Source organism: Pseudomonas syringae KCTC 12500 (genome assembly GCF_000507185.2).
Classification (GTDB): domain Bacteria; phylum Pseudomonadota; class Gammaproteobacteria; order Pseudomonadales; family Pseudomonadaceae; genus Aquipseudomonas; species Aquipseudomonas syringae.
On record NZ_AYTM02000002.1, the window covers coordinates 755643 to 780677 of the forward strand.

At 58.7% G+C, this 25035-nt stretch carries 19 protein-coding genes and 1 pseudogene; 8 read left to right on the plus strand and 12 right to left on the minus strand.

Translation table 11 applies throughout. From position 1 onward, the window contains the following. Positions 1–21 precede the first annotated feature (21 nt). Together V476_RS03845 and V476_RS03850 are read right to left on the minus strand one after the other, a co-directional pair. On the minus strand, positions 22–618 hold the full coding sequence (locus tag V476_RS03845; RefSeq protein WP_024960040.1) for a cytochrome b: 597 nt from the start codon (positions 616–618) through the stop codon (positions 22–24). 33 nt (positions 619–651) lie between these two features. Next, on the minus strand, positions 652–1248 hold the full coding sequence (locus V476_RS03850; protein ID WP_003434343.1) for a TetR/AcrR family transcriptional regulator: 597 nt from the start codon (positions 1246–1248) through the stop codon (positions 652–654). A 148-nt stretch (positions 1249–1396) separates the two neighbouring features. Between V476_RS03850 and V476_RS03855 the strand changes: the two genes are divergently transcribed. The 4 genes from V476_RS03855 to V476_RS26595 all read left to right on the plus strand — a co-directional run bounded on the left by V476_RS03855 (position 1397) and on the right by V476_RS26595 (position 5506). Continuing rightward, positions 1397–2608, plus strand: coding sequence for a multidrug effflux MFS transporter (locus tag V476_RS03855; protein WP_024960039.1), 1212 nt, complete (start codon positions 1397–1399; stop codon positions 2606–2608). 271 nt (positions 2609–2879) lie between these two features. Further along, positions 2880–3116, plus strand: coding sequence for a hypothetical protein (locus V476_RS03860; RefSeq protein WP_024960038.1), 237 nt, complete (start codon positions 2880–2882; stop codon positions 3114–3116). A 261-nt stretch (positions 3117–3377) separates the two neighbouring features. After that, on the plus strand, positions 3378–4061 hold the full coding sequence (locus V476_RS03865; RefSeq protein WP_024960037.1) for a response regulator: 684 nt from the start codon (positions 3378–3380) through the stop codon (positions 4059–4061). After that, positions 4058–5506, plus strand: a complete 1449-nt coding sequence (locus V476_RS26595) for an ATP-binding protein (RefSeq protein ID WP_146050738.1) — start codon at positions 4058–4060, stop codon at positions 5504–5506. The genes V476_RS03865 and V476_RS26595 overlap by 4 nt, the downstream gene beginning before the upstream one ends. Here the strand turns inward: V476_RS26595 and V476_RS03870 are convergent. Both V476_RS03870 and V476_RS03875 read right to left on the minus strand, forming a co-directional pair. Next, positions 5389–6660, minus strand: a complete 1272-nt coding sequence (locus V476_RS03870) for an McrC family protein (RefSeq protein ID WP_024960036.1) — start codon at positions 6658–6660, stop codon at positions 5389–5391. The two genes, V476_RS26595 and V476_RS03870, sit on opposite strands and share 118 nt — an antisense overlap. Beyond that, the gene (locus V476_RS03875) at positions 6657–8210 is read right to left on the minus strand and encodes an McrB family protein (protein WP_024960035.1); all 1554 of its coding nucleotides are present in this window, start codon (positions 8208–8210) and stop codon (positions 6657–6659) included. The genes V476_RS03870 and V476_RS03875 overlap by 4 nt, the downstream gene beginning before the upstream one ends. A gap of 430 nt (positions 8211–8640) precedes the next feature. Here V476_RS03875 and V476_RS03880 point away from each other — a divergent pair, with 430 nt between their 5' ends. After that, on the plus strand, positions 8641–9216 hold the full coding sequence (locus V476_RS03880) for a BRO-N domain-containing protein (protein WP_024961111.1): 576 nt from the start codon (positions 8641–8643) through the stop codon (positions 9214–9216). Between the two features lie 52 nt (positions 9217–9268). Here V476_RS03880 and V476_RS03885 read toward each other — a convergent pair whose 3' ends face one another. The 5 genes and pseudogenes from V476_RS03885 to V476_RS29255 form a co-directional block, all read right to left on the minus strand. Beyond that, positions 9269–9559, minus strand: coding sequence for a hypothetical protein (locus V476_RS03885; protein ID WP_024961112.1), 291 nt, complete (start codon positions 9557–9559; stop codon positions 9269–9271). Between the two features lie 460 nt (positions 9560–10019). Then, positions 10020–13136, minus strand: a complete 3117-nt coding sequence (locus V476_RS03890) for an autotransporter serine protease (protein ID WP_024961113.1) — start codon at positions 13134–13136, stop codon at positions 10020–10022. A 91-nt stretch (positions 13137–13227) separates the two neighbouring features. After that, positions 13228–16248: an autotransporter serine peptidase EprS gene (gene eprS / locus V476_RS03895; protein WP_024961114.1), complete on the minus strand. Its 3021-nt coding sequence runs from the start codon at positions 16246–16248 to the stop codon at positions 13228–13230. Positions 16249–16632: 384 nt separating this feature from the next. Next, complete coding sequence (locus V476_RS03900) at positions 16633–17667, minus strand: methyl-accepting chemotaxis protein (RefSeq protein WP_412779219.1); 1035 nt, start codon at positions 17665–17667, stop codon at positions 16633–16635. 110 nt (positions 17668–17777) lie between these two features. Next, positions 17778–18198, minus strand: a pseudogene (locus tag V476_RS29255) (PAS domain-containing protein); the annotation flags it as partial. 245 nt (positions 18199–18443) lie between these two features. Here V476_RS29255 and V476_RS03905 point away from each other — a divergent pair. Continuing rightward, positions 18444–18794 carry a topoisomerase DNA-binding C4 zinc finger domain-containing protein gene (locus V476_RS03905; RefSeq protein WP_024961115.1) on the plus strand — a complete coding sequence of 117 codons (351 nt, stop codon included), beginning with the start codon at positions 18444–18446 and terminating at the stop codon, positions 18792–18794. Positions 18795–18826: 32 nt separating this feature from the next. Here the strand turns inward: V476_RS03905 and V476_RS03910 are convergent, their stop codons facing one another. From V476_RS03910 to recQ, 3 genes are all read right to left on the minus strand, one after another. Continuing rightward, positions 18827–21061, minus strand: a complete 2235-nt coding sequence (locus tag V476_RS03910) for a motility hub landmark protein FimV (protein ID WP_024961116.1) — start codon at positions 21059–21061, stop codon at positions 18827–18829. A gap of 95 nt (positions 21062–21156) precedes the next feature. Continuing rightward, positions 21157–21591, minus strand: coding sequence for a MarR family transcriptional regulator (locus V476_RS03915; RefSeq protein WP_003363288.1), 435 nt, complete (start codon positions 21589–21591; stop codon positions 21157–21159). Between the two features lie 93 nt (positions 21592–21684). Further along, complete coding sequence (recQ, locus tag V476_RS03920; protein ID WP_024961117.1) at positions 21685–23814, minus strand: DNA helicase RecQ; 2130 nt, start codon at positions 23812–23814, stop codon at positions 21685–21687. Positions 23815–23993: 179 nt separating this feature from the next. Here recQ and V476_RS03925 point away from each other — a divergent pair, with 179 nt between their 5' ends. Continuing rightward, positions 23994–24581 (plus strand): UPF0149 family protein, encoded by a 588-nt coding sequence (locus tag V476_RS03925; RefSeq protein WP_003314545.1) that lies wholly within the window; start codon positions 23994–23996, stop codon positions 24579–24581. Between the two features lie 10 nt (positions 24582–24591). Beyond that, the gene (locus tag V476_RS03930) at positions 24592–25005 is read left to right on the plus strand and encodes a YbaN family protein (RefSeq protein ID WP_024961118.1); all 414 of its coding nucleotides are present in this window, start codon (positions 24592–24594) and stop codon (positions 25003–25005) included. The last annotated feature ends 30 nt before the right edge of the window (positions 25006–25035 follow it).

The window sequence follows — 25035 nt, forward strand, 5'->3', positions numbered from 1 at the left end:
CGCTTGCCGGGCTCCCACAGCTCATGACGCTTTAGGCAGGCTTGACCAAGGCAGCATACGTCTCAAAACACTGTCGCGGCGTACCAGGTGATGGAAGAGCGCAGCTAACACATGCAGGCTCACCACGACCCAGGCAACCCACTTCCCAAGGAAATGATGAACAGTATCTATCGGAGCCTCAAACGCTTCATAGCTTAAACTGAATGTGACACTGAACCAGGCGAATAGCTTGGTTTCATTGAAGCCTGTCATGCTGAACAGTCCGAAGTCAGTAGGTGCCCCCGTGCCCAAGTAGCCCGTTAGCGGCATCGCAATCATCAGACCATAGAGTCCCCCGTGCGCAACGTGCGCGAGTACGTGTTCCAACGCCGAACCGGGCGGGTTATCCGGCTGCATGTCCAGCAATCGCCATAGCAACCTGGGCAACACTAGAAAACCGACTAGCAGGCCAAGCACCCAATGAATATTGAGCACTGGCAAAGACTCCGGCGAGGTGTCATCCATGAACCAGATAACGTAATAGACGACGATGTAAGCCGCGATAAATGAAGCCGCGCTCGTCCAGTGAAAAAATTTGGCAAGGCCACCAAAACAGGTCGCGCTATTGCGCCATTGCATAGTAGGTATTCCTGAAAAGTGAGGTGGCAGCGGTTAGCTATTAAGCAGACCGCTTAGTAGCCGTTCCAAGCCTTCAAGTGCTTGGGCCAAACGTGCCTCAATGTCGCCATCAGGTTCTGCGATCCAGAACGATGCTTCGGTGACAGCGCCATAGATCATTCGGGCTGTCACGGTTGTGTGCAGCGGTGCCACGACACCTTCGGCAATCAGTCCGTCGAGCGCGGCTTGCAGTGCGGCAATGCCCAATGACTGAGCGGCTTGCGGAACATCACCGAAGATGGCACGTGCATCCTGCAAGATAATCCGGCGGATTTCCGGCTCCAGTGCCAGTTCAAGATAGGCGCGACAACGTCGACGGAAGGCCTCCCACGGAGAAGGTGCCGCGTCCGAAATTGCCTGAAGGCGTTCGCCCACCTCGGTCTCGATCTGCTCGATGACTGCGAGTAGCAATCCTTCCTTATTGCCAAAATGGTGATAGATCGCCCCCCTCGTCAGACTGACTTCGGCGGTGAAATCATCCATTGAAGTATGGGCGAAGCCCTGGCTGGCAAATGCCTGCCGGGCGGCTGCTACCAGTTTGGCGCGAGTTTGCTCAATCATTCCGGCGCGCGTACGGCGTTGTTGCTGCATAAAAGCATCCTTTTTAGTTCACATACGCCGCGCACGCTAATTGACATACCTCTCGAATGTCAATACGATTTGATTTGGCATGCGTAGCGTATGTGAATTCTCTTTGATGCGTTGCAAGTGCATCCTGAAGGTAAGAGTCGGTCAAATTATGGATACCCCACAGCACACCGTCGGCTTCAAGGCAGCAGCCTCTCTGGCCTTGATCACAATACTTGGGCCCTCGGCCATCGATATGTACTTGGCGGCCATGCCCCAGATGACCAAGGACCTGAATACTGACTACGCCACCATGCAGCTGACGTTGACGGTGTTTTTATTGGCAATGGGCGCGGGACAGCTCGTGTTCGGGCCGGTTATCGACGCGCTAGGCCGCCGACGCCCTTTGCTGGCGGGCCTGGCGGCGTTCATCCTGGCTTCGTTATGGGCATCCTTAAGCGAGTCGATGGGCGCCATGCTGCTCGCTCGATTCTTTCAGGGGCTGTCTGTTGCGCTGGTGCTCGTTATCGCCATGAGCTCGGTGCGCGACCTCTCCAGCGGCATTCGTGCCACGCAGCTCTTCGCTCTGCTCGTGACCATACAGGGTGCCGCCCCGATACTCGCACCGGCATTCGGCGGCATCATCAATGTGCACTTCGGATGGCGAGCCGTGATGCTGGCGCTGGCCATTGTCGGTGTGTTGGCTTTGTTAAACTCCAGTGTTTGCCTACCGGAAACCTTAGCCAGAGAAAAGCGCACGCCGTTCAGGCCTGCCAGTGTGTTCGGCACCTATCGGCGTCTTGTTGCGGATAAGCGATTTATCCTTCCTGCTCTGGCCCTTTCATCCGTGTTTTTCTTTTTGTTTGGCTACGTCGGTGGTGCATCTTTTGTGTACCAAAGTGGCTACGCCTTGCGTTCAGACATCTTCGGCTTTGTATTCGGCGGCACGGGCGTGGCTATGATGTTGGGTGCAATGACCGGTAGCCGTTTGGCCAGCAGATGCTCGGCGAGCCTGATGGCACTGCTTGGAGTTGCCATGATGAGCGGCGGTTCAGCGCTGGCACTGCTCGCCGTGTACGTAGGTGCAGATCTTTATGGCATCGTCCCAGCGCTATTCATCGCTGTTTTCGGTTTTGGGATCGCCGAACCATCACTCATGTCCATTGCGATGGCCTCACAAGAACGAGCGTTAGGTGCCACTGCCGCTTTGTTAGGTGCCAGCACGCACATTCTAGGTTCGCTTGCTACACCGTTGGCCGGCTCTCTCGCACAGATCGGCGCGCATGCATGGTTGGCTTTGCTGCTTGCGGCTGCGTTGGTGAGCCTTGCTCTTGTTTTCATTAGTGTCCGTAGCGTGAGCAAAAAAGTCATACCCGTACAGTGACGATGTGCGCTCATTTGCAGGGTGACCTGTTGCCGGCATTTACAAGAGCGAATGTTTAGCCGTTCTTTTGTATAGCAAACTTGCCCTTTATAAAGGCTGCTGTAGTTTACAGTCGGCGCGAGGGCGCTGAACGACAGGAATAATCGTATACGTCTGTATTTTTTGTGATTTTTAGTCGCTCTTAATACTGAGTTAATCGAGGTGCATTAAATTATAGCTCATCCAAGCAGACGGATTAGCTCTGCAAACCTGCCCCGAGAGGAATGTATTAATGAAAACGCCGATACTGGTTTTGGCTTCGTTTCTTAGTCTGTGCTGCTGTGCCGCTTTTGCTCAAGACGGCGCTGATATGTTGCAAAAACGCCAAGAAGCTAGAGCGCTTGAGCGTCAGCAAGCACGCGAGAAGCTTGCGGGGTCTGAAGATAAAAAGCACAACGAGAAATCGGCTGTCACCTCATCAGTCAAACATAAAGATTTATCAAAAGCCGAGGAAAAGCCAATCCATTGAAAAATGCTTTCCAATGTCTAAGCCGACGCACTGACGTTGATGAGGGCTCGAATATTTAAAGTGATTGAAGATAACGCTCAGCCTGTTTTTTTTGGGGCGGATGATATGAACATAGCTGTATCAATCATCCGTCTGTTGAGAAATAAACGCTCAGTCAGACAGGCAATCTGCAACATCAGGCATAGTTATTTTGCGTGAACGCAGACCGTAGCGGCTCCAATGCGTTCTATGTGTAATTCTTTCCTCCATTAGGGTCCAACAATGCACGTGCTGCTTTGTGAAGATGACGAGCTTATTGCCAGTGGCATCGTCGCTGGTTTGCATGCTCAAGGCCTTAACCTTGACCGCGTTGGCTCAGCCTCTGCGGCTCATGCGATCTTAGATGCGGCGCAGTTTGACGTGATGATTCTTGATCTGGGGTTGCCCGATGAAGACGGTATCAGCCTTTTGAGATCCTTACGAAGTCGAGGGCATAACATCCCGGTGTTGATTTTGACCGCACGTGATGACGTGGATGATCGGGTCAAGGGGCTCCACGCTGGAGCTGATGACTACATGGTAAAGCCATTCGACCTTAGGGAACTCTTTGCTCGATTACATACGTTGGTTCGTCGCGCTGCAGGACGAACGGTAAACCACATCGAACATGGCATTCTCACTTACGACCCCAGTACGCGGGAAACCTGGCTATCTGGCACTGCCATAGACCTTTCGCGTCGTGAACAAGCAGTGCTTTTGGCCCTCCTGAACAATCCAGGGCGTGTTCTCTCGCTTGAGCAACTAAAAGATAGCGTGTACGGGTTCACTGATGAGGTCGAGAGCAATGCACTTAATGTCCATATTTTTCATCTAAGGCGAAAATTGGGAGGGCAAATCATCGAGACGGTTAGAGGCTCAGGGTATCGATTAGGCGTTGCCTCTTCACTCCAGAGTTGCTGTTCATGAGCCTGCGTTTACGCTTAAGTCTGATACTGGGTGTTGCTTTCGTCGCGGTCTGGACACTCGCTGCGACCTGGATGTTCCAAGATGTACGTAGCCAAATGATGTACTCACTGGATCAGCGACTTGTGGCATCAGCACGAATGGTTGCGGGTTTGGTCGCCCAGTTGCCTCAACCTTTGTCCAGCAAAGATCACGGGGCTCATTTCAGCGCCGATCAGTTGGGCATCCCCGATGGCATGGCGTGTGAGGTCAGTTCGTTACGCGGGGAAATTTTGGCAAGTAACCGCAACAATACTGGCACTGTCATCGCCAGTCCCAACGGTGGTTTTTATGACCAAGTGATCGATGGAGAGCATTGGAGAAGTTTCACGCTTGTGCAGGACGACGTTCGCATCACGACGGCTGACCGCGAGCAAGAGCGTGAGCAACTGAATCACTCCGTCCTGCTATCAGCATCAATGCCAGTATTGGTAGCGCTTTTGTCCTGCGTCGCGACGCTTTGGTTGGGAATAGGTAAGGGCCTGGCGCCACTCAATCGTATGCGCGACGAATTGAGAAAGCGCAACATCGACTCCCTTGAACCACTGCACCTTCAGATGCTTCCTTGTGAGTTAAAGCCTTTGCTGGAAACTCAAAATCACTTGTTGATGCGTATCAGCCGGGCAATCGAGCGTGAACGCCGCCTGACGGGTGATGCAGCACATGAATTACGTAGTCCATTGACGGCCATTAAGACCCATTTGCAGGTTGCGCAAATGACTTCAGGGAAAGCGCAGTGCTTGGCGTTGAGCCGAGCCGAGCAAGGTACTGATCGTCTGCATAGCACGCTTGAGCAATTGCTTCTGTTGGCCAGGGTTGAAGGCAGTCTGTCATTTGATGATGGAAGTCAATGCGGTGTCGAACAGGTCGTTTCGTTAGCTGTTCAGGATGCAACGTCCAGCACAGAGCGGATAGTTCAGACCTTTCAGTTTGTAAGACCCTTGGCGTGCCTGGATATACCGGCCGTACTTGCCGTGGCTGCGCTTCGCAACCTACTTGATAATGCGCTGCGCCACAGCCCAGCAAATACGCAGGTGGTCGTTAGCGTGACCGACGATAGCGGGTTCGCGTTGGTGACGGTTAAGAACGTGAGCGCTGAGATGTCACAAGATAATATTCATCTCCTGACCGAGCGATTTTGGCGCGGTAGCTCAAGTACTGGCTGCGGTCTTGGCCTCGCCATCGTGCAAGCTATAGTCGAGAGATGCGGGTGCACATTAAAATTCACAACCACCAGTCAGTATTTCGAGGTGGCGCTAGGCATGCCTTTGGTACCCGCCAAAGGGGAAAGTTACGAAAAGACCTGTAAATGCAGCACACCTGATATCAAACATCCCGTCTCGATATCAAACGGTACCACCCACAACCGCAGCCCCTCCGAAAACTCAAAAACCGGCAACGCCTCCTGAAACGAAGCACGTTTCGGGTAAATCAGCACCAGATCCCCCTGCCCGTTCAAATACTTCTGCCCATACGCAAACAACTGATAAAAATCAGCCTGGCTAAGGCCATAATTTTTGCTACCCAGCTCGCTGTCCAGCCGCTTCCATTTGGTGTCCAGAACCCAGCTCTTCTCCCCCTGAGTAATCATTAGATCGGGCCGTAGTTGAAAGACCTTTTTGTCCTGATGAGTGCACAGATACTCACTGCTGCGCTGGGTATGCAGCGTAGCGCCTGGCGGCAGTGAATCTTTCAGGCACGCAGCCACGTAGCGTTCAAACAGCTTCTCCATCGGGAACAGTAAGCTCATGCCCTGCCATTCGCCCGCAATCGCCAGTGGTGTTTGCTGCTGGATGATGAGTTCGCACCAAGGCTTTACAGGCTGGTAATGGGCCATGAGCCGGTCGTGGCGCCACTGCTTGAAATCTTGAGTGGCGTCTCGGCTGTTTGGGATCTCTAGCAACAGTGAACGCAGTTCGTGGGAGAGACGCCAGTTACTGGGGTCTTGAGTGGTTTTACAAACGGTATCTAACGCTGTTTTGAGAAGGCGGTTCTCGGCCCGATCGGGCAGGAATACGTCGTGACGAATTTGGAAGTGGTGCTGTCGGCCAGGAGGTTGGCGCATTTGGCGGGCAGTATTGAGCTGGCCACGCAGATAACGCTGCTCCTCTTCGACACGTTGGTAGTCGAAGCGAAGGCCGCGCTTGATGAGGTGGTCGAGCGCTTCCAAAAAGCTGCTCATCACCCATTCGGTCAACGGCGCATCGAAACGCTGTAAGGCGGTTGCGCCGACCTTGCGGGTAGGCAGGTCTAATGACTTCTGAATCATGCGCCTGAGCAGCGCACGGCTTTGCTGGATGCAGTCGCCTTGTTCAAAATGCTTAGGCAGGATTTCGATACGCGTACCGCAGGGTGTCTCCAGCGCGCCAACGTAATTATCGAGCTTAAGCCAGCGGCGGCCTTCAACTTGAACCAGTGCCGCACCCGCTTTGCTAAAGCGAGAACTGATTTCACAGAGCCTGTCGAAAGCTGAAGGCGATACCTGGGCTACGTCGAGCGTCGGGCTAAGAACATTGCTGGTTGTCAGCCGAGCATATTCCCGGACCGTTACGGTGGTTTTCACCTTTGCTGTTCGCTAAGGAACTTGATGATCTTACGCCCGAGGCTCCGCGTGTTCAGCTTGATGCCCGACGCTGATGTAATAGATAGGCCATGTTTGCTGGCAATCTCTCGCAAATGTGGCTTGGCAGGTTTGACCTGCTGACCTCCACGATAGACCTCAATACTGCCATTAGCGGCTTGTCGTATGTCTACGCCTTCCGTTCTGACGTTCTTCGCTTCCAGCGGCGCGCTGACGCTCAGGTTGTGATCGATCACACCCAGATATGACTCGATATTCTTGAATGCAGGCAGATTCAATTCCCAACGTTCGTTGTTCTGCCCCAAAGTGACAGCATCTCCAAACAGCACGCTGAGGTCTTGGCTCGGCTGGATCAAGAACCTATTTTCTGGAGCTTTGCGTTGGTCGTTGAGGACCCACTGGATACGCTGCCAATCTTCGAAGAAATACTCCTGAAGTAGCGGCAGGATTTGCTCTTGAAAAATGCCTGCCAGCCGCTCCAATGTCGGATCGCTCTCAAGAGGCATGAAGTACGCGTGCCCCAGGCAATGATCTTGATCAAGCAGGACGGCTATGCGCTGGTTCATCACACTGAGCAATTCGTCGATAGCGATGCCATCAACCTCTATGTCTTCAAGCAACTCCGGGGTAGGAGGCACCTCAACGAACGTGAAGCGACGACGCAGGGCAATATCAAGTGCGGCCAATGATCGGTCAGATGTGTTCATGGTGCCGATCAAGTGAATGTTGCTCGGGATGCTGAAGCGCTCTTTCGAGTAAGGCAGCGTAACCTCAAGAGCCTCTGAGGCGCCCGCACGCTTGGAAGGTTCAATAAGGGTAATCAGCTCGCCGAAGATGCGCGAGACGTTGCCTCGGTTGATCTCATCAATGATCAGCACTTTGGCATCGCTATGCTGAATAGGGGCAGGCTCAAATAAGCCCTCCTCGCTTTTACCCAGCATGTGTTCGACCATCGACGGCAGGAAATTCTTGTAGCCATTCACCAAGAACGGATCAAGGATGGAACCCGGCACTTTCTTGTCCCAGCGACCATTGCCCAGTTCTTCGATAGTGAAGGTGCCTGCGTCCACATAAGAAGCGAGCGTATTTAGCAAACTCATACCTATGGGAAGGTGCTTACCTTGAGGCTTCTCTATCTCAACGACGTCAGGTGTGGCGCGGGTCACTTTGTAGCCTGTGCCGTAGCGATCACCGACTTTGAATGCTCGGTATTTTCCGCTCAGTTCACTCGCAATTGACTCGCAGAGGCTTTTGAAAACGCCTGAGACCACTTCGTAACGGATCTGGCCTTGCTCATCAGTCGTAGCGCGAAGCCCTTCAACAAAGTCTTCGTAGCTGAAGCTCTGATGAAAGGTCACAAAGCGCACATCACCTGCTGCAAGCAGCTCGTCAAATCGAGCTTTCAGCGCTGATCGGTTATCAAGGTTTCTAGCAAGAAAAGGCTGGTCAAGTATCTGCAATGTCGCTTCGACTGTGGCGTAGGTTTTCCCCGTACCGGGCGGACCGAAGAAAATCTGATTGAGCGAAGGCATTGCCGAACGTCCCTGTAGGAAAAGTCCGACAACAGTATCTAGATTGCCAGCATGGGTAAAGCGAAGCGTCGGTGGTGTCCTATTTATGTAGCAGCCCTGAGAATGCGACGCAGAGCGTCGCGAACTGCATTCCTACGCGGAGCGTTGGAACGATATGGGTTGCTGAGCCCGATACCTCGCCTGAAGATCGGAAACCCCCGACAGCCCCTCCCTCCCCTGTCCGATATCGACACGTTGCCAGCGCCGGTATCGTATGCGCCGGTGCCTAAGAAACACCCAACGTAGATGCAGTGAGTTCACGCATAGCTTCAGATTCCAATCGTTCTAATTGAACGGGAGTCTCGGCTTTGCTGACCCGCTCAGTTGGGATTTCTTACGCCCGCTCTACGTTGGTCTTTAACGTCATTTCAGCTCATACGTAGAGGTCAGCATGTTAAGCAAACTATTTCGGGCAAGTGCCCGTCAGCGGCGCGAGGTGTGTGCCGGCTTCACCCCAACCCCCTTCCACCGCCACAAACGCCAACTCCTCGCCCTCCTCCTCGAAAACCAACCCTGGTTCAGCGCCCGCGATCTGGGTCGCATGATCGGCTGGCCATTGAACGAGCGGACGCTGCGCAAGCTGGACGCTGACCAGCACCGCATGATCACGCTCGACCTACACGGCGAAGCACAATCAGAGCTGATGGTCAGTGAGTCGGGGGCGTACGCGATGATGGTGCATCACTATCACGCGGAGAATCGTGGGTTACGACAGTGGCTTACCCATGAGGTGGTGCCTGCGTTGCGGGATGGGCAGGTGCCGTTCGATGACTGCACGCCGAACCTGAGCATGCTGCAGTGGCCGGGGTTGTCGGTGAGTATGTTGCACTGGCACAGCGAGCCGTGGATACGGTTGCGGGATATGCCGATGCTGTTGGCGCACCCGCAGATGCAGGTTGAGGCGCGGCCGCGCAGTTTAGGCAGGCCCTGGTGGCGGGCGGTTTTGCCTGCTTCTCGGCTGGGTTGAATGCGTGGTGATGGCCGTGCAGTGTCGGTGACGGCCGTTGTGTCTCGTCGGATCAGTCTTTCAGGCGGCGTCGGTAGTCGTTGATCATTTCTTGGGTGACGTCATCCTTGTAGCAGATGGGCGCGTAGCCACCTTTGCGGCTGTACGCGCTGCGTTTGCCGCATTGACTGCCATTGCTGGCAGCGTTGTAGGGGCATGGGCAGTTGCCGGGGTAACTGTCCATGGATTCCTGGATGATGGCTTTGACGATTGAGGCGTCTGTTACCTGGGTTTCTCTGGCCTGCACGGTTAAGGCGCAGAGCAATGCGAGCATGGCGACGACGCCTGTCCCTGTCTTTTTCATGGCTATTCCCTAGCGAGTGCAGACGAGTGTCTGTTGCAAGGTTTTACCATGATGGTATTGGGCCATCAAATTTTGTTTGTTGAGGTGGTTGTTGAGGATTCGGGTTGTTCGGTGAGCCTATTTGGCAATGAGGCATGGCTAGGCCAATCTGAGATTTGGTTGCCAAGGACGTAACGTATACACAGGTTTTGCTGCCGGTGCCCGGCAGATCGCGAACAAGTTCGCTCCTACGCCCTACGGGCAGAAGCGGGTCAGCGAAACGTCGACCGGTGCGCCCCACGGCCTAAGGCCAGAAGCCGGAGTTGTGAGTGATCAGGCATTTGCCTGATGGCTTGGATATGACGCAGAGCGTCACGAAATGCGTGCCAACGCGGAGCATTGGCACGATATTCATATGGAGCAATGGGCACGACAGGTGGCGAGAGCCTGCGGAGCCACTACACCCCGCAGGCATCCCCCATCAGAACTGCCAATCCAGCGACAGCCCCACACCGTGAGTCTTATCCCGCGCACCCAGCAAACCGTTGTAGTCCAGGTTGATGCGTGCGTCCCTGCCCAAGGCCAGGCTGGCGCGGGCGCCGACTACGGCGGCGTCGCGGTCCATGGAGACGCTTTGTACGTTGAAGCTGTTGCCGGCGCTGGCGAAGGCCAGGTGTTGTTCAGACGAGGTGTCGTTCAGGTTGTGCTGCCAGCCAAGGGTGGCCGAGACGTCGAGTTTTTGTGTGTCGTTGAGGTTGAAGCGGTTACCGGCGCGCATGCCCAGGGTAGAGAGCACGGTGTCGCGGGTGTCGTCGCTGCCTTTGAGGGCCGTGGCGCCGCCTTTTTCGGTGAAGCTGTCGCTGTCGAAGTGGACGTAAGCCAGGTTGGCGAATGGCTCCAGTGCCAGCGGTTGCAGGTTCAGGCGGTAGGCGGCTTCGGTGAACACCTGGCTCGACTGGGCGTCGCGCTTGACCTTCTGACGGTCGGAAAACGCGCCGAATTGCAGGTCGCGTTTCACGTCGATGCGGTGCCAGCTGTGCGACGCGCCTGCGGTAAGACGCAGTGCGCCCTGTTCGTGGCCGATGTAGGCGCCCAGGTGGTAGCTGTCTGCCGAGGCCCGCGAGTGGGTGTCGTCGCCCAGGCTCAGCGAGGTGTCGCTGTAACCTGCCATCGCGCCCAAACGGGTGTGCTCGCTGATCAGGCCGTCCACACCGGCAAGCAGACCGCCCAGCGATGAGGTCGAGCTGGCGCTGTCACTGCTGCCGCTGTTTTTGCCCCAGGCACCCAGCGCCTTGACCCACACCGAGTTGTCTTCAGTGCCCGGTGCTGGCTGGTCGTACAAGCCTTCTACGCGCAGACGATCACCCACTGCGTCGCGCAGTTGGCGGCTGTCGTTGATCAGCTGTGTAGCGATGGCCGGATGCACCTCGCCCGACAGTTGGGTGAATGCGCGGCGTGCGCTGGCAGTGTCCTGGCTGAGGATGATGCCCTCGTAGACCGAGTTGCCTGTACTCAGTTGCTCGATGGCCTGGGCCACGCTGCGCTGGTTGTCGGTTTGTGCGGCGCTGGCGAAGCTGTCGTCGTTACGTGCAAGGGCCAGTGTCACGCCTGTACCGCTATAGGCCAGGTTACCGTCCAGGAATGCATAGTTATCGGTCACCGAACCGAACTGACCCTGAACGCCGCCAGCCGCCTGCAGCACGTTGAACTGCTGACCCAGAACGCTGTTGGTCTGGTTGCTGCTGAGCAGTGCAGGATTGTCGTTTTCCAGAGACACGGCCATGTTGGCGCCGCTCACGATCGCGGTGCCGCCGACCACGATGCGGTCGCTGGCGGTGGGCGAGAATTCAACCGCGTAGGTCGAGCCCGGTGCCAGGTTGAGATCGCCCGCCACTTGCAGGGTGCCAATGGAGTTGCCCGGCGCGACGGTGCCGCCCCGGTTGGCGTTCAGCGAGGTGACGCTGCCATTGCCACCCAGTATGCCGCCGTTATTGACGGTGACCGCAGAGGCCAGCGAGCCGTTGATCGCCAGGCGTCCTTGATTGACCAGCGTCGGGCCGCTGTAGCTGTTGGCCCCGCTCAACACCAGGGTGCCGATACCTTGTTTGGTCAGGCCGCCGTGGCCGGAGATGTTGTTGCTCCATACGTCCAGTCCGCATTGCGGCCCGCTGCAGGTGCGTTGGGTCGGTTTACCGGCATCGACGATCGCACCGACACCAGGCAGGTCAGCCACGAACTGGCTGTCGCCGTAGGCGCCGTCGATACGGAACTCGGCAGGAATATCCGCTTCGGTGACGAACATGCTTGGGCCGTTGACCGCCTTGCCGAGGTTGATCATGCCCCAGCCGTACAGCGCATCGACGCCCGGCGCGCCGAGGTCGGTGGCGGTAGTTTTCAGGACGTCGGCGACCTGCGCGCCGGTCATGTACGGAAAGCGCTCCATCAGCACAGCCATGCTGCCTGCGACGTGAGGCGCAGCCATCGAAGTGCCGTTCTTGTTGGCCCAGCCGACGGTCAGGTCTGCCAGGCTGGTGCCGTTGAGCACCGAGCTGTAGATGCGCGTGCCCGGTGCCGAGACGCAGAAGCTGGCGGTGTAGCCACAGCGCGACGAAAAAGTGCTCAGCGTGTAGGGCGTGGTAGCGGCCGCTGCGGCATCCGGATTTTGTTGCAGGGCGGCGACGGTCAGCCAGTTGGGCGCGATCTCCGGTACGAAGTAGCCGAGCCCGGCCATCGCGTCGGGGTTGTTGAGGTTGTAGTCGTTACCCGCAGCGAAAATGGTGACAACGCCGCTGCGTGCGGCATCGATAGCGCCCTGGTACGCACCGCCCGGACGCGTGCCGAGGATCTGGCGGATCTGGTCGAACTGCACTTGCGCGTCCTGCACGGTGAAATGCGGGAAGGCAGGGTCGCGACCGCCCTTGCTGAAGCGATCAGTGATGCCGATGCCCCAACTGTTGTTGATGACTCGCGCGCCGCTGTTGACCAGCGCGTTCCAGCCAGCCTGATACACCGCGCCGTCGTTGCCCAGTACGATGCCGTCTTCCGGGCCCGGGTCGCCGTTGTCGGCGCTGATGATTTGCGCGTTGTAGGCCACGCCGTGCATCGGCCCGCCGTCGCGATTACCACCGGCAATGCCGCCGACGTGGGTGCCGTGGTTACCGAGTTTGCCGCCGGAGTCCAGGCTCGGTGCGCCGTCGTAGCGGAAAGCGTCGCCCGCCTTCACCGGGATGTACGGGTCGGTGTATTCACGGATGCCGCTGGTGACCAGATTGACCACCTTGTTGGGGCTGGCGAATTCCGGATGCGGGGCGTAGACCGGCTGGTCGAAGATGCCCAGTTTGATGTCCTTGCCCGAGTAGCCTGCGGCGTAGGCCTGATCGGCGTTGATCGCGCCCAGGCCCCAGTCGGCATTGAATTCGGCACTGCGCCAGCTGGCGGCATTGCCCGCCTGCCCTGCTTCCACATACGGTGCGGCATGAGCCACGCCCAGTGTCGCCAGGTAGCAGGCGAGCGCGCCACAGGATGCGCGATTGACCGCCCGAATGGCTTGTCTCAGGGGTTTGACAGAGGTGTGTCGGGTGCTGAGTGCATCTTTCATGAAAATTACCGTCCTTAGTTAACGCGCACGAATCTCCGCGCGCATGCATCTGCATGCGCGTCGTTCTTTTGGGTTTAGGGTTGCGTACTGCTTAGAACTGCCAGTTAAGACTCAGGCCGACACCGTGACTTTTCTCACGACTGGCCAGCTGGCCGCTGTAATCGAGGCTGATCCTTGCCTCCTTGCTCAACGCCAGACTGGCGTGAGCACCGACCAGCGCGGCGTCGCGCACCAGCGGCGAGCTTTCGATGCCGAAGCTGTTGCCGCTGGAAGCGAATGCCAAGTGCTGTTCGGCGTCGGTGTTGCTCAGGTTGTGCTGCCAGCCGAGGCTGCCGGACAGGTCGACCTTCTGACGGTCGCTGATCGCGATGCTCTTCAGGGCACGCAGGCCCAGGGTGCTGAGTACCGCATCACGGTTGTCGCTACCGGCAGACAGCGCTGCAGCGTCGCCCTTCTCGGTGAAACCATCGGTGTTCAGGTGGACGTAGGCCAGATTGGCGAACGGCTCAAGCGTCGCGGGTTGCAGGTGAATGCGATACGCCGCCTCGGTGAACACCTGCGTGCTCTGCGCATCGTGTTTGGTTTTCTCCTTGCCCGCTGCGCCGCCGACCTGCACGTCGCGTTGCGCGTCGATGCGATGCCAGCTGTGTGCGGCGCCCAGGGTCAGGCGCAGCGCACCGATTTCATGGCCGAGGTACGCGCCCAGATGGTAGCTGTCCACCGACGCCCTGGAGTGCGTGCCGGAGCCCATGTTCAATGAGCTGTCGCTATAGCCTGCGACGACGCCCAGACGGGTGTCATCGGCAAGGTTGCCATCGACACCGGCCAGCAGCCCGCCAATCGAGGAGGTGTAACCCGCGGTGTCGTCGCGCGAGTCGGTCTTGCCCCATGCGCCCAGGGCTTTGAGCCAGACGTTGTCTTGTGCGGCAGTGTTGCCATCGGTGCCGAACACGCTGGCACCCAGACGCTCACCCACCGCATCCCGAACCTGACGGCTGTCGTTGATCAACACGCTGCCGATGGCCGGGTAAATTTCACCGGACAATTGCTGGAAGCTGTCGCGTGCCGAGGCAGCACTCTGGGTAAGCAGCAGGTTTTCATACACCGCGTTACCGGCACCGAGCTGTTCGGCGGCAGTCGCCACAGCAGCCTGGTTGGGGGTTTGCGCGACGCTATTGAAAGCGGCAGTTTGCTCGACGTTCAGTGCGACCGCATTGGCTGCGTAGTTGAGTCGGCCACCGAGGAAGGCATAGTTGGAGGACACGCTGCCAAACTGGCCATTGATGCCATTGGCGGCTTGCAGCACATTGTACTGGCGACCCACCACGCTTTGGATCGGTGCAGAACTCAAGGCCACTGGCGTTGCATTCTCCAGCGCCAGCGTCATGTTGGCGCCTGACACGGTAGCGCTGCCTGTAGCGACGATGCGGTCACTGGCGGTTGGGGAAAGCTCCACGGCGTAGGTCGAACCCGGCTCGAGAGTCACATTGCCATTGACCTGCAATGTACCGATGGAATTGCCCGGCGCGACGATACCGCCGTTGCGCGCTGTCAGCCCGCCGATCTGGCCATTGCCGCCCAGCGTGCCGCCAGCATTGACCTGCACGGCTGACACGAGGGATCCATTGACCGACAGCAAACCGCCATTGACCAGTGTGTCACCGCGATAGGTATTGGCGCCCTCCAGAATCAGTCGACCCGCGCCGGATTTAATCAAGCTGCCTTGGTACTGCCGCTGTGCCGCTGCGGCGGCGCGAGCAGTGCCGGTGGCATAATCGGCCTGATCCTGCTGGCTGGCGGTGCTGGCAACGCCGTTCTGCCAGCCTTTACTGATCAGCGTCTGCTGCCAGGTGGCCTGCTCGGCGCTGTCCTCGGCCTGACGCTGGATCAGCGCCTGATCGGAGATATTATTGCTCCACACATCCGTCAAACCTGCGCCCAGGTTAGCGTCGAAGGTGCCGAGCAATTGGCCCGGACCGCGCATTGCCCGCTCCAGGTTGGCCACACCCCAGCCGACGCTATTGGTCGGTGCCTGAGTAATCGAACCGTCGAGCTGAGTGGCGGTGGTCAGCAGCACTTGCAACGCCTGCTCGTTGGTCATGTACGGGAAGCGCTCCATCACCAGCGCCAGCGCACCAGTGGCATGCGGCGCGGACATGGAAGTGCCGGATTTGATGCCGTAACCGCCACCCGGCACGGTGCTGTTGACCAGCCGACCGGGCATGGTGATGCACCAGTACTTGGACAGGCCGCACTGGTTGTAGCGTTGACCGTTGCTGCTGTCGAGGCCAGACACGGCCAGCCAGTGGCCTTCAAGATCCGGCTGGAAAAAAGGCAGCGAAGCCCGCACGCTGGCGTTGGCGTAACCGGTGTTGCCTGCACTGAAGACGTTGATCACGCCCTTGCGCGAGACATTCGCCGCTTCGTCCAGCCAGGTGCCGCGGTTGTAGTGCTGAGCGTAGGCAGCGCGCACGCCCGCTTCGGTGGCGTAGGTCACGTCGGCCGGCTGGCTGCCCCAGCTGTTGTTGATGGCGCGCACGCCGGCATCCGCCAAGGCGCCATACACCGCTTTGAAGTACTGCGGGTCGGGGTTAGGGCCGAACAGGAAGCTGTCGTTCTGATTGGTGTTGCCGACGTAGATCTGCGCGTTGTACGCCACACCATGCATCTCCACACCATGCATCTCCACACCATCGCGCGCCGCGCCCATAGTGCCGGTAACGTGTGTGCCGTGGGTGTCGTTGTTCGGGTTGATGGCACCGGTGATGCTGAACGGCGAGCCGTTGACGTAGGTACCGGTAGCGGTGACGGCGTGGTAGCGGGACGGCGTGGCTTCCGGATGGGACGGGTCGAAGCCCGAGTCCAGCGCACCGATTTTGACGCCAGCCCCGGTGATGCCAGCGGCGTAGGCCTGATCAGCCTGGATACGGCCCAGACCCCAGTCGCTCTGGAATTCTGCCGAGCGCCAACTGGCAGCGTCACCCGGCTTGCCCTGCTCGACATAGTCAGCATAAGCCGAGCAGCCAAACGTAAAAGACAGCGCGCACAGCGCGCCGGTTGCTACAGGCTTGAACGAATAACGGACAACACTCACGCACTTCGACTTTTGCATCCCTGCACACCTGATACTGGTTGGCTCTTGATTGAGCGATTCCAGAACATAGTCCGCAGTGTAAAACTTGGCAACAGTTTTATTTCAATTCTGATACAAAGGTTAAGACATAAGGAAAACGCATCGCAGGACATATACATAGCTGATAGGCGCTTGAATCTATTGAGTTTATTTTGGATTTTATTATGCCGTTGAATTATTGCGTAGTGGCCATTTAATTGCATCCGACGTGTTTTTCTTGTGCCCTACCCACTGTTTCCAGTAACAGTTGCCAACAGCGTTATTTGTCTGAGGGCGCCAAAACTTGTCCGGCAATAATAAATATTCATTCGGAGATTCACGGAAAAAGATGACGCAGAGCGTCCTATCCAGGGAATGGCCTGCCTAGCGGCTGAACCGTTCTGCCAGACTGTGCAGGTAGTGCGCCATTTCTTCCAGCTCGCTGCTAATCTGCGAACCTTGCTGCGCCTGACTGGCGCTTTCGTCGCAGAGTTGCGCAATGCGGGTGATTTGCTGGCTGATGGTTTCCGCGACGTGGCTCTGCTCTTCAGACGCCGATGCCATCTGCTGGCTCATGCCAGTGATGCGGGTCACGGACTGGCTGATGCCATCCAGCGCCTTCTGCACGGCTTCAACGCTGGCGACACTCTCCTGAGAAATCTGCTCGCCTTTGCTGGCGGTCTGTACCGCACGGTCGGCGCCATCACGCAGCGAGGTGATGATTTGCTGGATCTGCTCGGTCGACGACTGCGTGCGAGACGCCAGCGAACGTACCTCGTCGGCCACCACCGCAAAACCACGCCCCTGTTCACCGGCACGCGCCGCTTCGATAGCCGCGTTGAGCGCCAGCAGATTGGTTTGCTGGGCGATGGACGTGATCACATCGACCACACTGCCGATCGATTGAGTCGCATCAGCCAGTTCCCCCACGGCGTTGCCAATGTCGGTAACCGATGTGGCCATGTGCCGAATCGCCAGCAGGCTTTCATCTGCCAGCCCACGCCCCTGTTGCGCGAGCTTGTCGGCCTCCTCGGCAGCATGGGCAGTGTTCTGCACGTTGTGGGTGACTTCCTGAATGGTCGCCGCCATCTGGTTGATGGCCGTGGCTGACTGATCGGCCTCACTGCGCTGCTGATCCAGCGACTCGGCCTGGCGAAGGGACAATTGCGCTGACCGGCCGGCATGCTGGCGCACGCTCTCGCCGGTATCCGCCAGACGCGTCAAGGCCGTCTGCAAGCGCGCTTCTTCGCTGAGCATGGCCAGGTCGAGCTGGGCCTGCGGGCCGCGATTATCGCTGTAGGTCAGCGCAATCAACGCACTGGTGAAGGCCTTGGGGTGTTCTTCAAGGGTTTTGCGGATGCTGCGGCGCTGACGCATTTCAAGAAAAACGCCCAACACAACCATCACAATCGGGATCATGATGATCGACGGCAAATCGTCGAGCAGGTAAACACCCACAGCCAGCGCAAGCGCGCAGAGGATCATCGGTAACTGGCGAATCAGGTGATAGGCCGCCGAGCTGCTGGAGGACACTGCCGACTTGCCAGCCCGCAACCGCGCATACAGCGCTTCAGCGCGACGCACCTGATCGCGGGTCGGCAGCGAGCGCACCGACTCGTACCCGACGATCCGGCCGTTTTCGTAAACCGCCGTCACATAAGCGCTGACCCAATAGTAATCACCCTGCTTGGAGCGGTTCTTGACCACCCCCATCCACGGCTTGCCCTATTTGATAGTTTCCCACATATGCGCGAACACCGAGGCTGGCATGTCCGGGTGGCGCACCAGATTGTGCGTCTGCCCGACCAGCTCTTCGCGAGTAAAACCGCTCAGGGTGACGAAGGCGTCGTTGCAGTAAGTAATGTGGCTGTTAAGGTCGGTGGTGGAGATCAGGCGTTCAGAGGCCGGAAAAGTCCGCTCAGTCTGCGTGATAGGCATGTTGACGCGCATTAGGAATCACTCCGTGATAATGCTGATACTCCGGGCAGATGCTGAAGGTGTAGCACAGCCTTTCAAAGTGACAACCGATAGTCATGATGCACTGTTATCGCCCCCAAGACTCAGGGCTTTAACAACGGTTGGGGATTACGTCACTCAAGAAACGGCAGGAATGAGAGCGGCGTAAGGTGTTTGCGCCGCAAGGAGGATGCCTGCACCATGCGGCACCTGATCGCATCCCGACCCAAGGCAACCCCATGGTACACAACACGACCTCTGCGCTGCAAGCACTTATCAAGAAACTGCGCGGGTTATTGAGCCGGGTTGCGGGAGGCACACCCAACCGGCAACAGCACCCGGAGCCCGCTACGCCTGCAGCGCAATTGCCTGAACCGCAAGCGCCAGTCAGAACCCGCCGCGCCAACCCCGGCAAAAAGCCCCACAAACCTGCGCCGCCAACACCCACGGCAAAGCCGGCGGCGCCTGCGTGCCCGCACTGTCGGAAAACCATGGTGATCAAGGTGGCCCGCACCGGCAAGAACGCCGGGGAGTTCTGGGGTTGTGTGGCCTACCCGAAATGCCGGGGGATCCGACCGATCTTTCGCTGAACGCAGGACCGGTCGCCCCTTACACGCTGCGCTTAGCTGATGTTGGCCAACAGCTCGCGGGCCATGCGCCGATGCTCCTCATCGGACTCGTCAATGATCTGCTGGAGGATTTCACGGGCCGATTCGAGATCGCCGTCCTCAATCAGCACTTGCGCCTGATTGATCTGGCTGAGCGGCGGTTCTTCCAGATCCAGCAGGTCGAAATCGGCGTCATCGTTCATGAAACTGTCGAGGAAATCGTCACTCAGGCCGTCGGCGGCAGATGGCGCAAGTACTTCGACTGGCTCGACCACCTCGGGCTCGGAGAAGTCACTGAGGAACTGTTCATCCGAGAGCTCGAAGACCTCCGGCAGTTGAGTCAGGTCCGAAGAAAAACCGGGATCGACTTCAGCGGGCGCTGGCGCAGCGGCAGGCTTGGCACGCGGCGGCGGGCTGTCGAATGGATCGACCAGATCCCAGTCGGCGTCCATCGACAGGTCGTCCAGGTTCAACTGAAACTCGTCGGCGTGCTGCGGGTTCAGCGCCGCAGCGGCGCTTTCATCCAGCTGCGCGGCGGGTTCTGGCTCAGCCTCGGGCTGCAGGTAGAGCTCAGACTCTGGCTCAGATTTATCGAAAGACAATGTGCTGGCTGCCACCGCGACAGCCGGGACGACCGCCGCCACGGGAGCGATCTCGGCAGCCTTGAGCTGCGGGAAGCGATCGCGGATGTCCTGAATGGTCTGCGGATCGACGCCATGCTCCAGCGCAGCCTGTTCTTCGCGAACGAAACCACTGCCGTCGCCCTGCTCCGCCAGCAACTCCAGCAGGCGAATGCGAATGTCATCGCGCTCGGGCTGGGTTTCCAGGGCGCTGCGCAAAATACCCATCGCCTCGGTGAAGCGTCCGTAGGCGATGTAAATGCTCACGCCATCCAGCGCATCCGGAGCAGCGCCAGGCGAGCGTTGTGCTGGCGATGGCTTGGCCGGTGCCGGCGTCGATGGGCTCTGCACCACGGGCTGCGGCGCAACAGCAGGCACTTCGAACACCGGAAGCATGGATGCCTGAGCGGGCTTGATCAGTTGGTCATCCGGGCTGACAGCGGACGCTATGGACTCCTTGCGCTGCTGACGTCGTTTCGAATAAGCAAACGCCACCAGCAGCACGATCAATACGGCAGCGAGCAGTATCGGCAGGCTGAGGAATGAATCGCTGCCCGACGCAGCAACAGGTTGAGCAGGGGCGGCAGGCGCAACTGCAGGTGTCGCAGGTGCTGGCGTGACTGTTGCCGGTGCAGCTGGCGTGGCAGTTGGCGTGGCAGTTGGCGTGGCAGCGGATTGCGCAGCGGCCAGATCACTGCGCAAGGCGATGATCTGTTTGTCCTTGCCACTCATCTCTTCCTGCAATTCCTGCGTCTGCGCCTTGAGCGCCTCCAGTGACTGAGTCAATTGCTGGTTTTCGATGGCAGCGGCCGACAACTGCTCGGCGGTACGCTGCAATTCGACAGGCTTTGGCGACGGCGCGGCAGCGCTTGCGGCAGGCGCTGCCGCGGTCGGCAGCACTGCGGCGTCCGGCAGCAACAGGTCCTGGCCAACTTTGAGCGCAGACCCGGCGCCTGCGGCGAAGATTTGCGGGTTGAGCGAACGAATACCGTCCGCCAGCTGGCTTGCCGACACCTTGTTGCCCGGTCCCTGCAAGCGGCTGGCGATACCATTCAGCGTGTCGCCACTGGCCACCGTGTAGCGTTTGCCCTGCACGGCCGCCGGTGGCGCGACCGGCATGCGGCTTTCCGAAGCGGAGGTGGCCGAGCTCTGCTGGTTGCGGCTGCGCGTGGCGGCCAGGCCTTGCGCTGAGGTGGCAGGATCGAGGAGCAGCGTGTATTCGTGCAGCAAATCGCCATTCGGCCGCGCCAACTGGACGAGAAAACTCAGGTAGGGTTCGGTGACCGGTTTGCTGGACACCACCCGAATCACGCCGCGATCACCGCGCAATATCGGCGTGAAGCGCAGGTCATTGAGAAAGAACACGCGTTCCATGCCCGCCTTGGCGAACGCTTCGGGCGATGCGAGCCGGGCGACCACGTCTTCATTGCTCAGACCGCCGGTTTCCAGCAGCTGGATCTCGGCATTCAATGGCTGGTTGAGCGCCGAGTGCAAGGTGATTTCACCCAGGCCCAACGCAGACGCCAACGTGGAGCAGGTCAGTAACGAGACCGCTAACACGCCCCTGCCAAACGCCCCGCGCGCCCTGCGACCTGCACTTTCGACAGCAGCCAGTGAACTCTTCAGCATGCGAACCCTTATGGAAACCACGGCAGGCTTCTCACGTAATCAAATGGACGTCAGTATCCGTTTAACGATTATGGTTGAGAATGCGCAGCTTCGTCTCAGGATCTTTCCAGATTGGCCAGAATCTGCGAATGCACACGCATGCTGACGCGCAGATCCTCTTCGCTCACGCCCTCGAACAACTCGATACGCAATACATTGGCGATGTTTTCAATTTTTTCGATCAGCGGCAATGCCGTGTCGCTGAGCAGGATCTTTTTTGCACGTCGGTCCTCAAGCACCGCCTGACGTTGCACCAGGCCCTGTTTTTCAAGACTGTCGAGCAAGCGCGCCAGGGTGGGGCCTTCTACGCCCACACTCTGCGCCAGCTCGCGCTGGGTGGGCGGCTCGGTGAAGCGCGCGAGGTGCAGCAGGACCAGCCAGCGAGCCTGAGACAGGCCAAGATCGGCCAGCCTGCGATCCAGCTCCGCACGCCAGCCTCGCGTGAGGTGTCCGAGTTGCATCCCGAAACGATGTTCATCAGTCATTGGCATAAGGACACTCGTGATTAAAACTAATTATTAGCGAGCTAAGCATGGTCCTTATGTTCAAGCAAGCACGGGACGGTGACGCTCCGTCGCACGCCGTTATACCTCAAACTCCGATTGCAGCGCTGCACGTACGCAATACAAAACACCCTCCGGCACCCGCCCGGCAAACTGCTCGGCAATCGCCGACACCGGCGGCAGTTCCCCTTCTCCATCGAGAAAGGCATCCTGCACTTCACCCAGCAGGTCCTCCGGCAAGTCCAGCGCCTGCTCAATGGATAACTGCTGCTTGCCGATGGCTTCGGCCAGCAGGGTGTAGACATTTTTTTCCGAGCACTGCAACTGACCGGCGATCTGCGTCGGGGTCATGCCTGCGCGCGCCAGACTGATCAGTTCGTGACGCACATCGGCGACCACCCGTGGTGCCTCGGCCTTGCCGCTGAGCACTTCGAGAAAGGCTTCGCCATAACGCTCCAGCTTGCGCGCACCCACACCGCTGACCTTGGCCATCTCGGCCATCGATCCGGGTTTGCTGCGCAGCATTTCCAGCAGGGTCGAGTCCGGGAAAATAACGTAAGGCGGGACACCGTGCTCTTCGGCCAGCTTGCGCCGCAGGGCACGCAGGGCTTCCCACTGCTCGCGCTCTTCGCCACGCACCAGTTGACTGGCCGGGCTGCCGGAACTGCTTCTCGATGTGGTTTGTGGCTTGAGGTCCTGGCGCAGTTCCAGAGAAACTTCGCCACGCAGCAAAGGGCGGCATGTTTCGCTGAGGCGCAGGCCGCCATAGCCTTCAAGATCGATGTCCGCCAGACCACGTGCAACCAGTTGGCGGAACAGCGAGCGCCACTCGGACTCGGTTCGCGCTTTGCCGACGCCGAACACCGACAGGTGCTGATGACCGAAGCTCTCTACCTTGTCATTGGACTTGCCGAGCAACACGTCGACCAGATGACCGACGCCATAACGCTGGCCGGTACGGTAGATGGCCGACAGCGCCTGACGCGCAGGTTCGGTGGCATCCCAGGTCTGCACGCCATCGACGCAGTTGTCGCAATGGCCGCACGGGTTGGGCATGTCTTCGTCGAAATAGGCCAGCAGGGTCTGCCGACGGCAACGGGTTTCTTCGCACAGGGCCAGCATCGCATCGAGCTTGTGCTGCTCCAGCCGCTTGTGACGCTCGTCGCCTTCGGAGTTCTGCAGCATCTGCTTGAGCATCAGCACGTCTTGCAGACCGTAGGCCATCCAGGCATCGGCGGGCAGGCCATCACGCCCTGCCCGGCCGGTTTCCTGGTAATAAGCCTCAAGCGATTTGGGCAGGTCCATGTGCGCGACAAAACGCACGTTGGGCTTGTCGATGCCCATGCCGAACGCAATGGTCGCGACCATGATCAGCCCTTCCTCGTTGAGAAAGCGCTTCTGGTTGGCCGCCCGGGTTTCGGACGGCAGACCAGCGTGATAAGGCAGCGCGGGGTAGCCGTTGTCACTGAGAAAGACGGCGACCTCATCGACCTTCTTGCGCGAGAGGCAATAGACGATACCGGCGTCGCTGCGGCGTTCGGAAAGAAAGGCCAGCAGCTGTTTGCGCGGCTGTTCCTTGGGCACGATGCGATAGAAGATGTTGGGCCGGTCGAAACTGGACAGAAAGCGCTCGGCGTTCTGCAGGTGCAGACGCGTGACGATTTCTTCGCGGGTGCGCTTGTCGGCGGTGGCGGTCAGCGCGATGCGCGGTACATCCGGAAACAGCTCGGCCAGTTGACCCAGTTGCAGGTATTCCGGGCGGAAGTCATGACCCCATTGCGACACGCAGTGCGCTTCGTCTATGGCAAACAGGGCGATCTTGAGGTTTTGCAGGAATGACAGCATGCGTGGCTGAACCAGGCGCTCCGGGGCGAGGTAAAGCATTTTGACTTCGCCCAGACGAATGCGATTGGCCAGTTCGCGCTGCTGCTCGGCGCTGAGCGTCGAGTTGAGTGCAGCGGCCGATACGCCCAGTTCATCCAGCGTGGCAACCTGGTCGTCCATCAGCGCGATGAGTGGCGACACAACCACGCACAGCCCGTCGCGCAACAGCCCTGGTACCTGAAAACACAGGGACTTGCCGCCACCGGTGGGCATCAGCACCAGCGCGTCACCACCGCTGGCTACGCGCTCAATAATGGCACCCTGGCGACCACGAAAGCTGTCGTAACCGAAGATGTCTTTAAGTACGCGTTGTGCCTGCTCAAGCATAAAAAACCCCGGAATATCCTGCTGCACTGCAAAACGGGGGAGTATACCCGAGCGCTCGGGGGCAATGGATGACTGGGACATGAGCGGTCGAAATTAACTGCAATTGGCCTGCGCGCTGGCGCCACGGACGCTCAGGGCCTAGAATCCAGCATCGTTTATATTTTCAAGGTAGCGCTTCCATGTCCTTCGCTGAGCAATTAACCCGCCTGCAAGTCTTCCTCGATGCAGATGAACTGCACGAAGAAGCACTGGACTACGTGGCCGCGCATGGCTACCTGACCGCCTTGTCAATCTGCGCTGAAGAGGTGCCGGAGCGCGAGTGGATCGACGCGCTGTTCTCCGAGCCGCCGCAGTACTCCAGCGAAGCGCAACAGACAGAAGTCGAAGCGACGCTGATTGCCCTCAAGGCACACATTGCCCGCCAGCTGGCTTCGGACGAAGAGTTCGAGCTGCCGTGCGATCTGGACCTGGGCGACGACCCTGATGATTCTGACCTGCGCGGCTGGTGCATCGGCTTCATGGAAGGCGTGTTCCTGCGTGAAAACGCCTGGTTTGAAAGTGCCGAGGAAGAAGTCAGCGAAATGCTCCTGCCGATCATGGTCGGTTCGGGCCTGTTCGACGAACAGCCGGAGTTCGCCGACATCGCCCAGGACGCCAACCTGATGGACGACATGATCGTGCAGATCCCCGAAGCGCTGACCGCCCTGTACCTGCTCTGCCAGGCACCGGACGAAAAGCCGGCGATCCTCAAGCCCCGCCATCACTGAGTCGGCGCCTATGGCGCAAGGCTCACCGCGCACCAGCCGTCACCGGTCGGTGCGCTATCTGCTTGTAGCGATTGGCTGGCTGAGCGTGATATTGGGCGTGGTCGGTATTTTCCTGCCGGTGCTGCCCACCACGCCTTTTCTGCTGCTGGCCGCGGCCTGCTTCGCGCGCAGCTCTCCGCGCTTCTACGACTGGCTGGTCAACCACCCGCAACTCGGTCCGTGGATTCGTGATTACCTCGAAGGCAATGGCATCCCGCTCAAGGGCAAGGTCTACGCCATCGGCCTGATGTGGCTGAGCATCAGCCTGTCGTGCTACCTGGTGCCCTCACCCTGGGCACGGGTCTTCATGCTGACCAGCGCAGTGCTGGTGACGAGCTATATCCTCAGGCAGAAGACGCGAGCACCAGGCTGTTGCAAGCGATAGCGCCGAGCGAAGCCGACGCCACCGCAACAC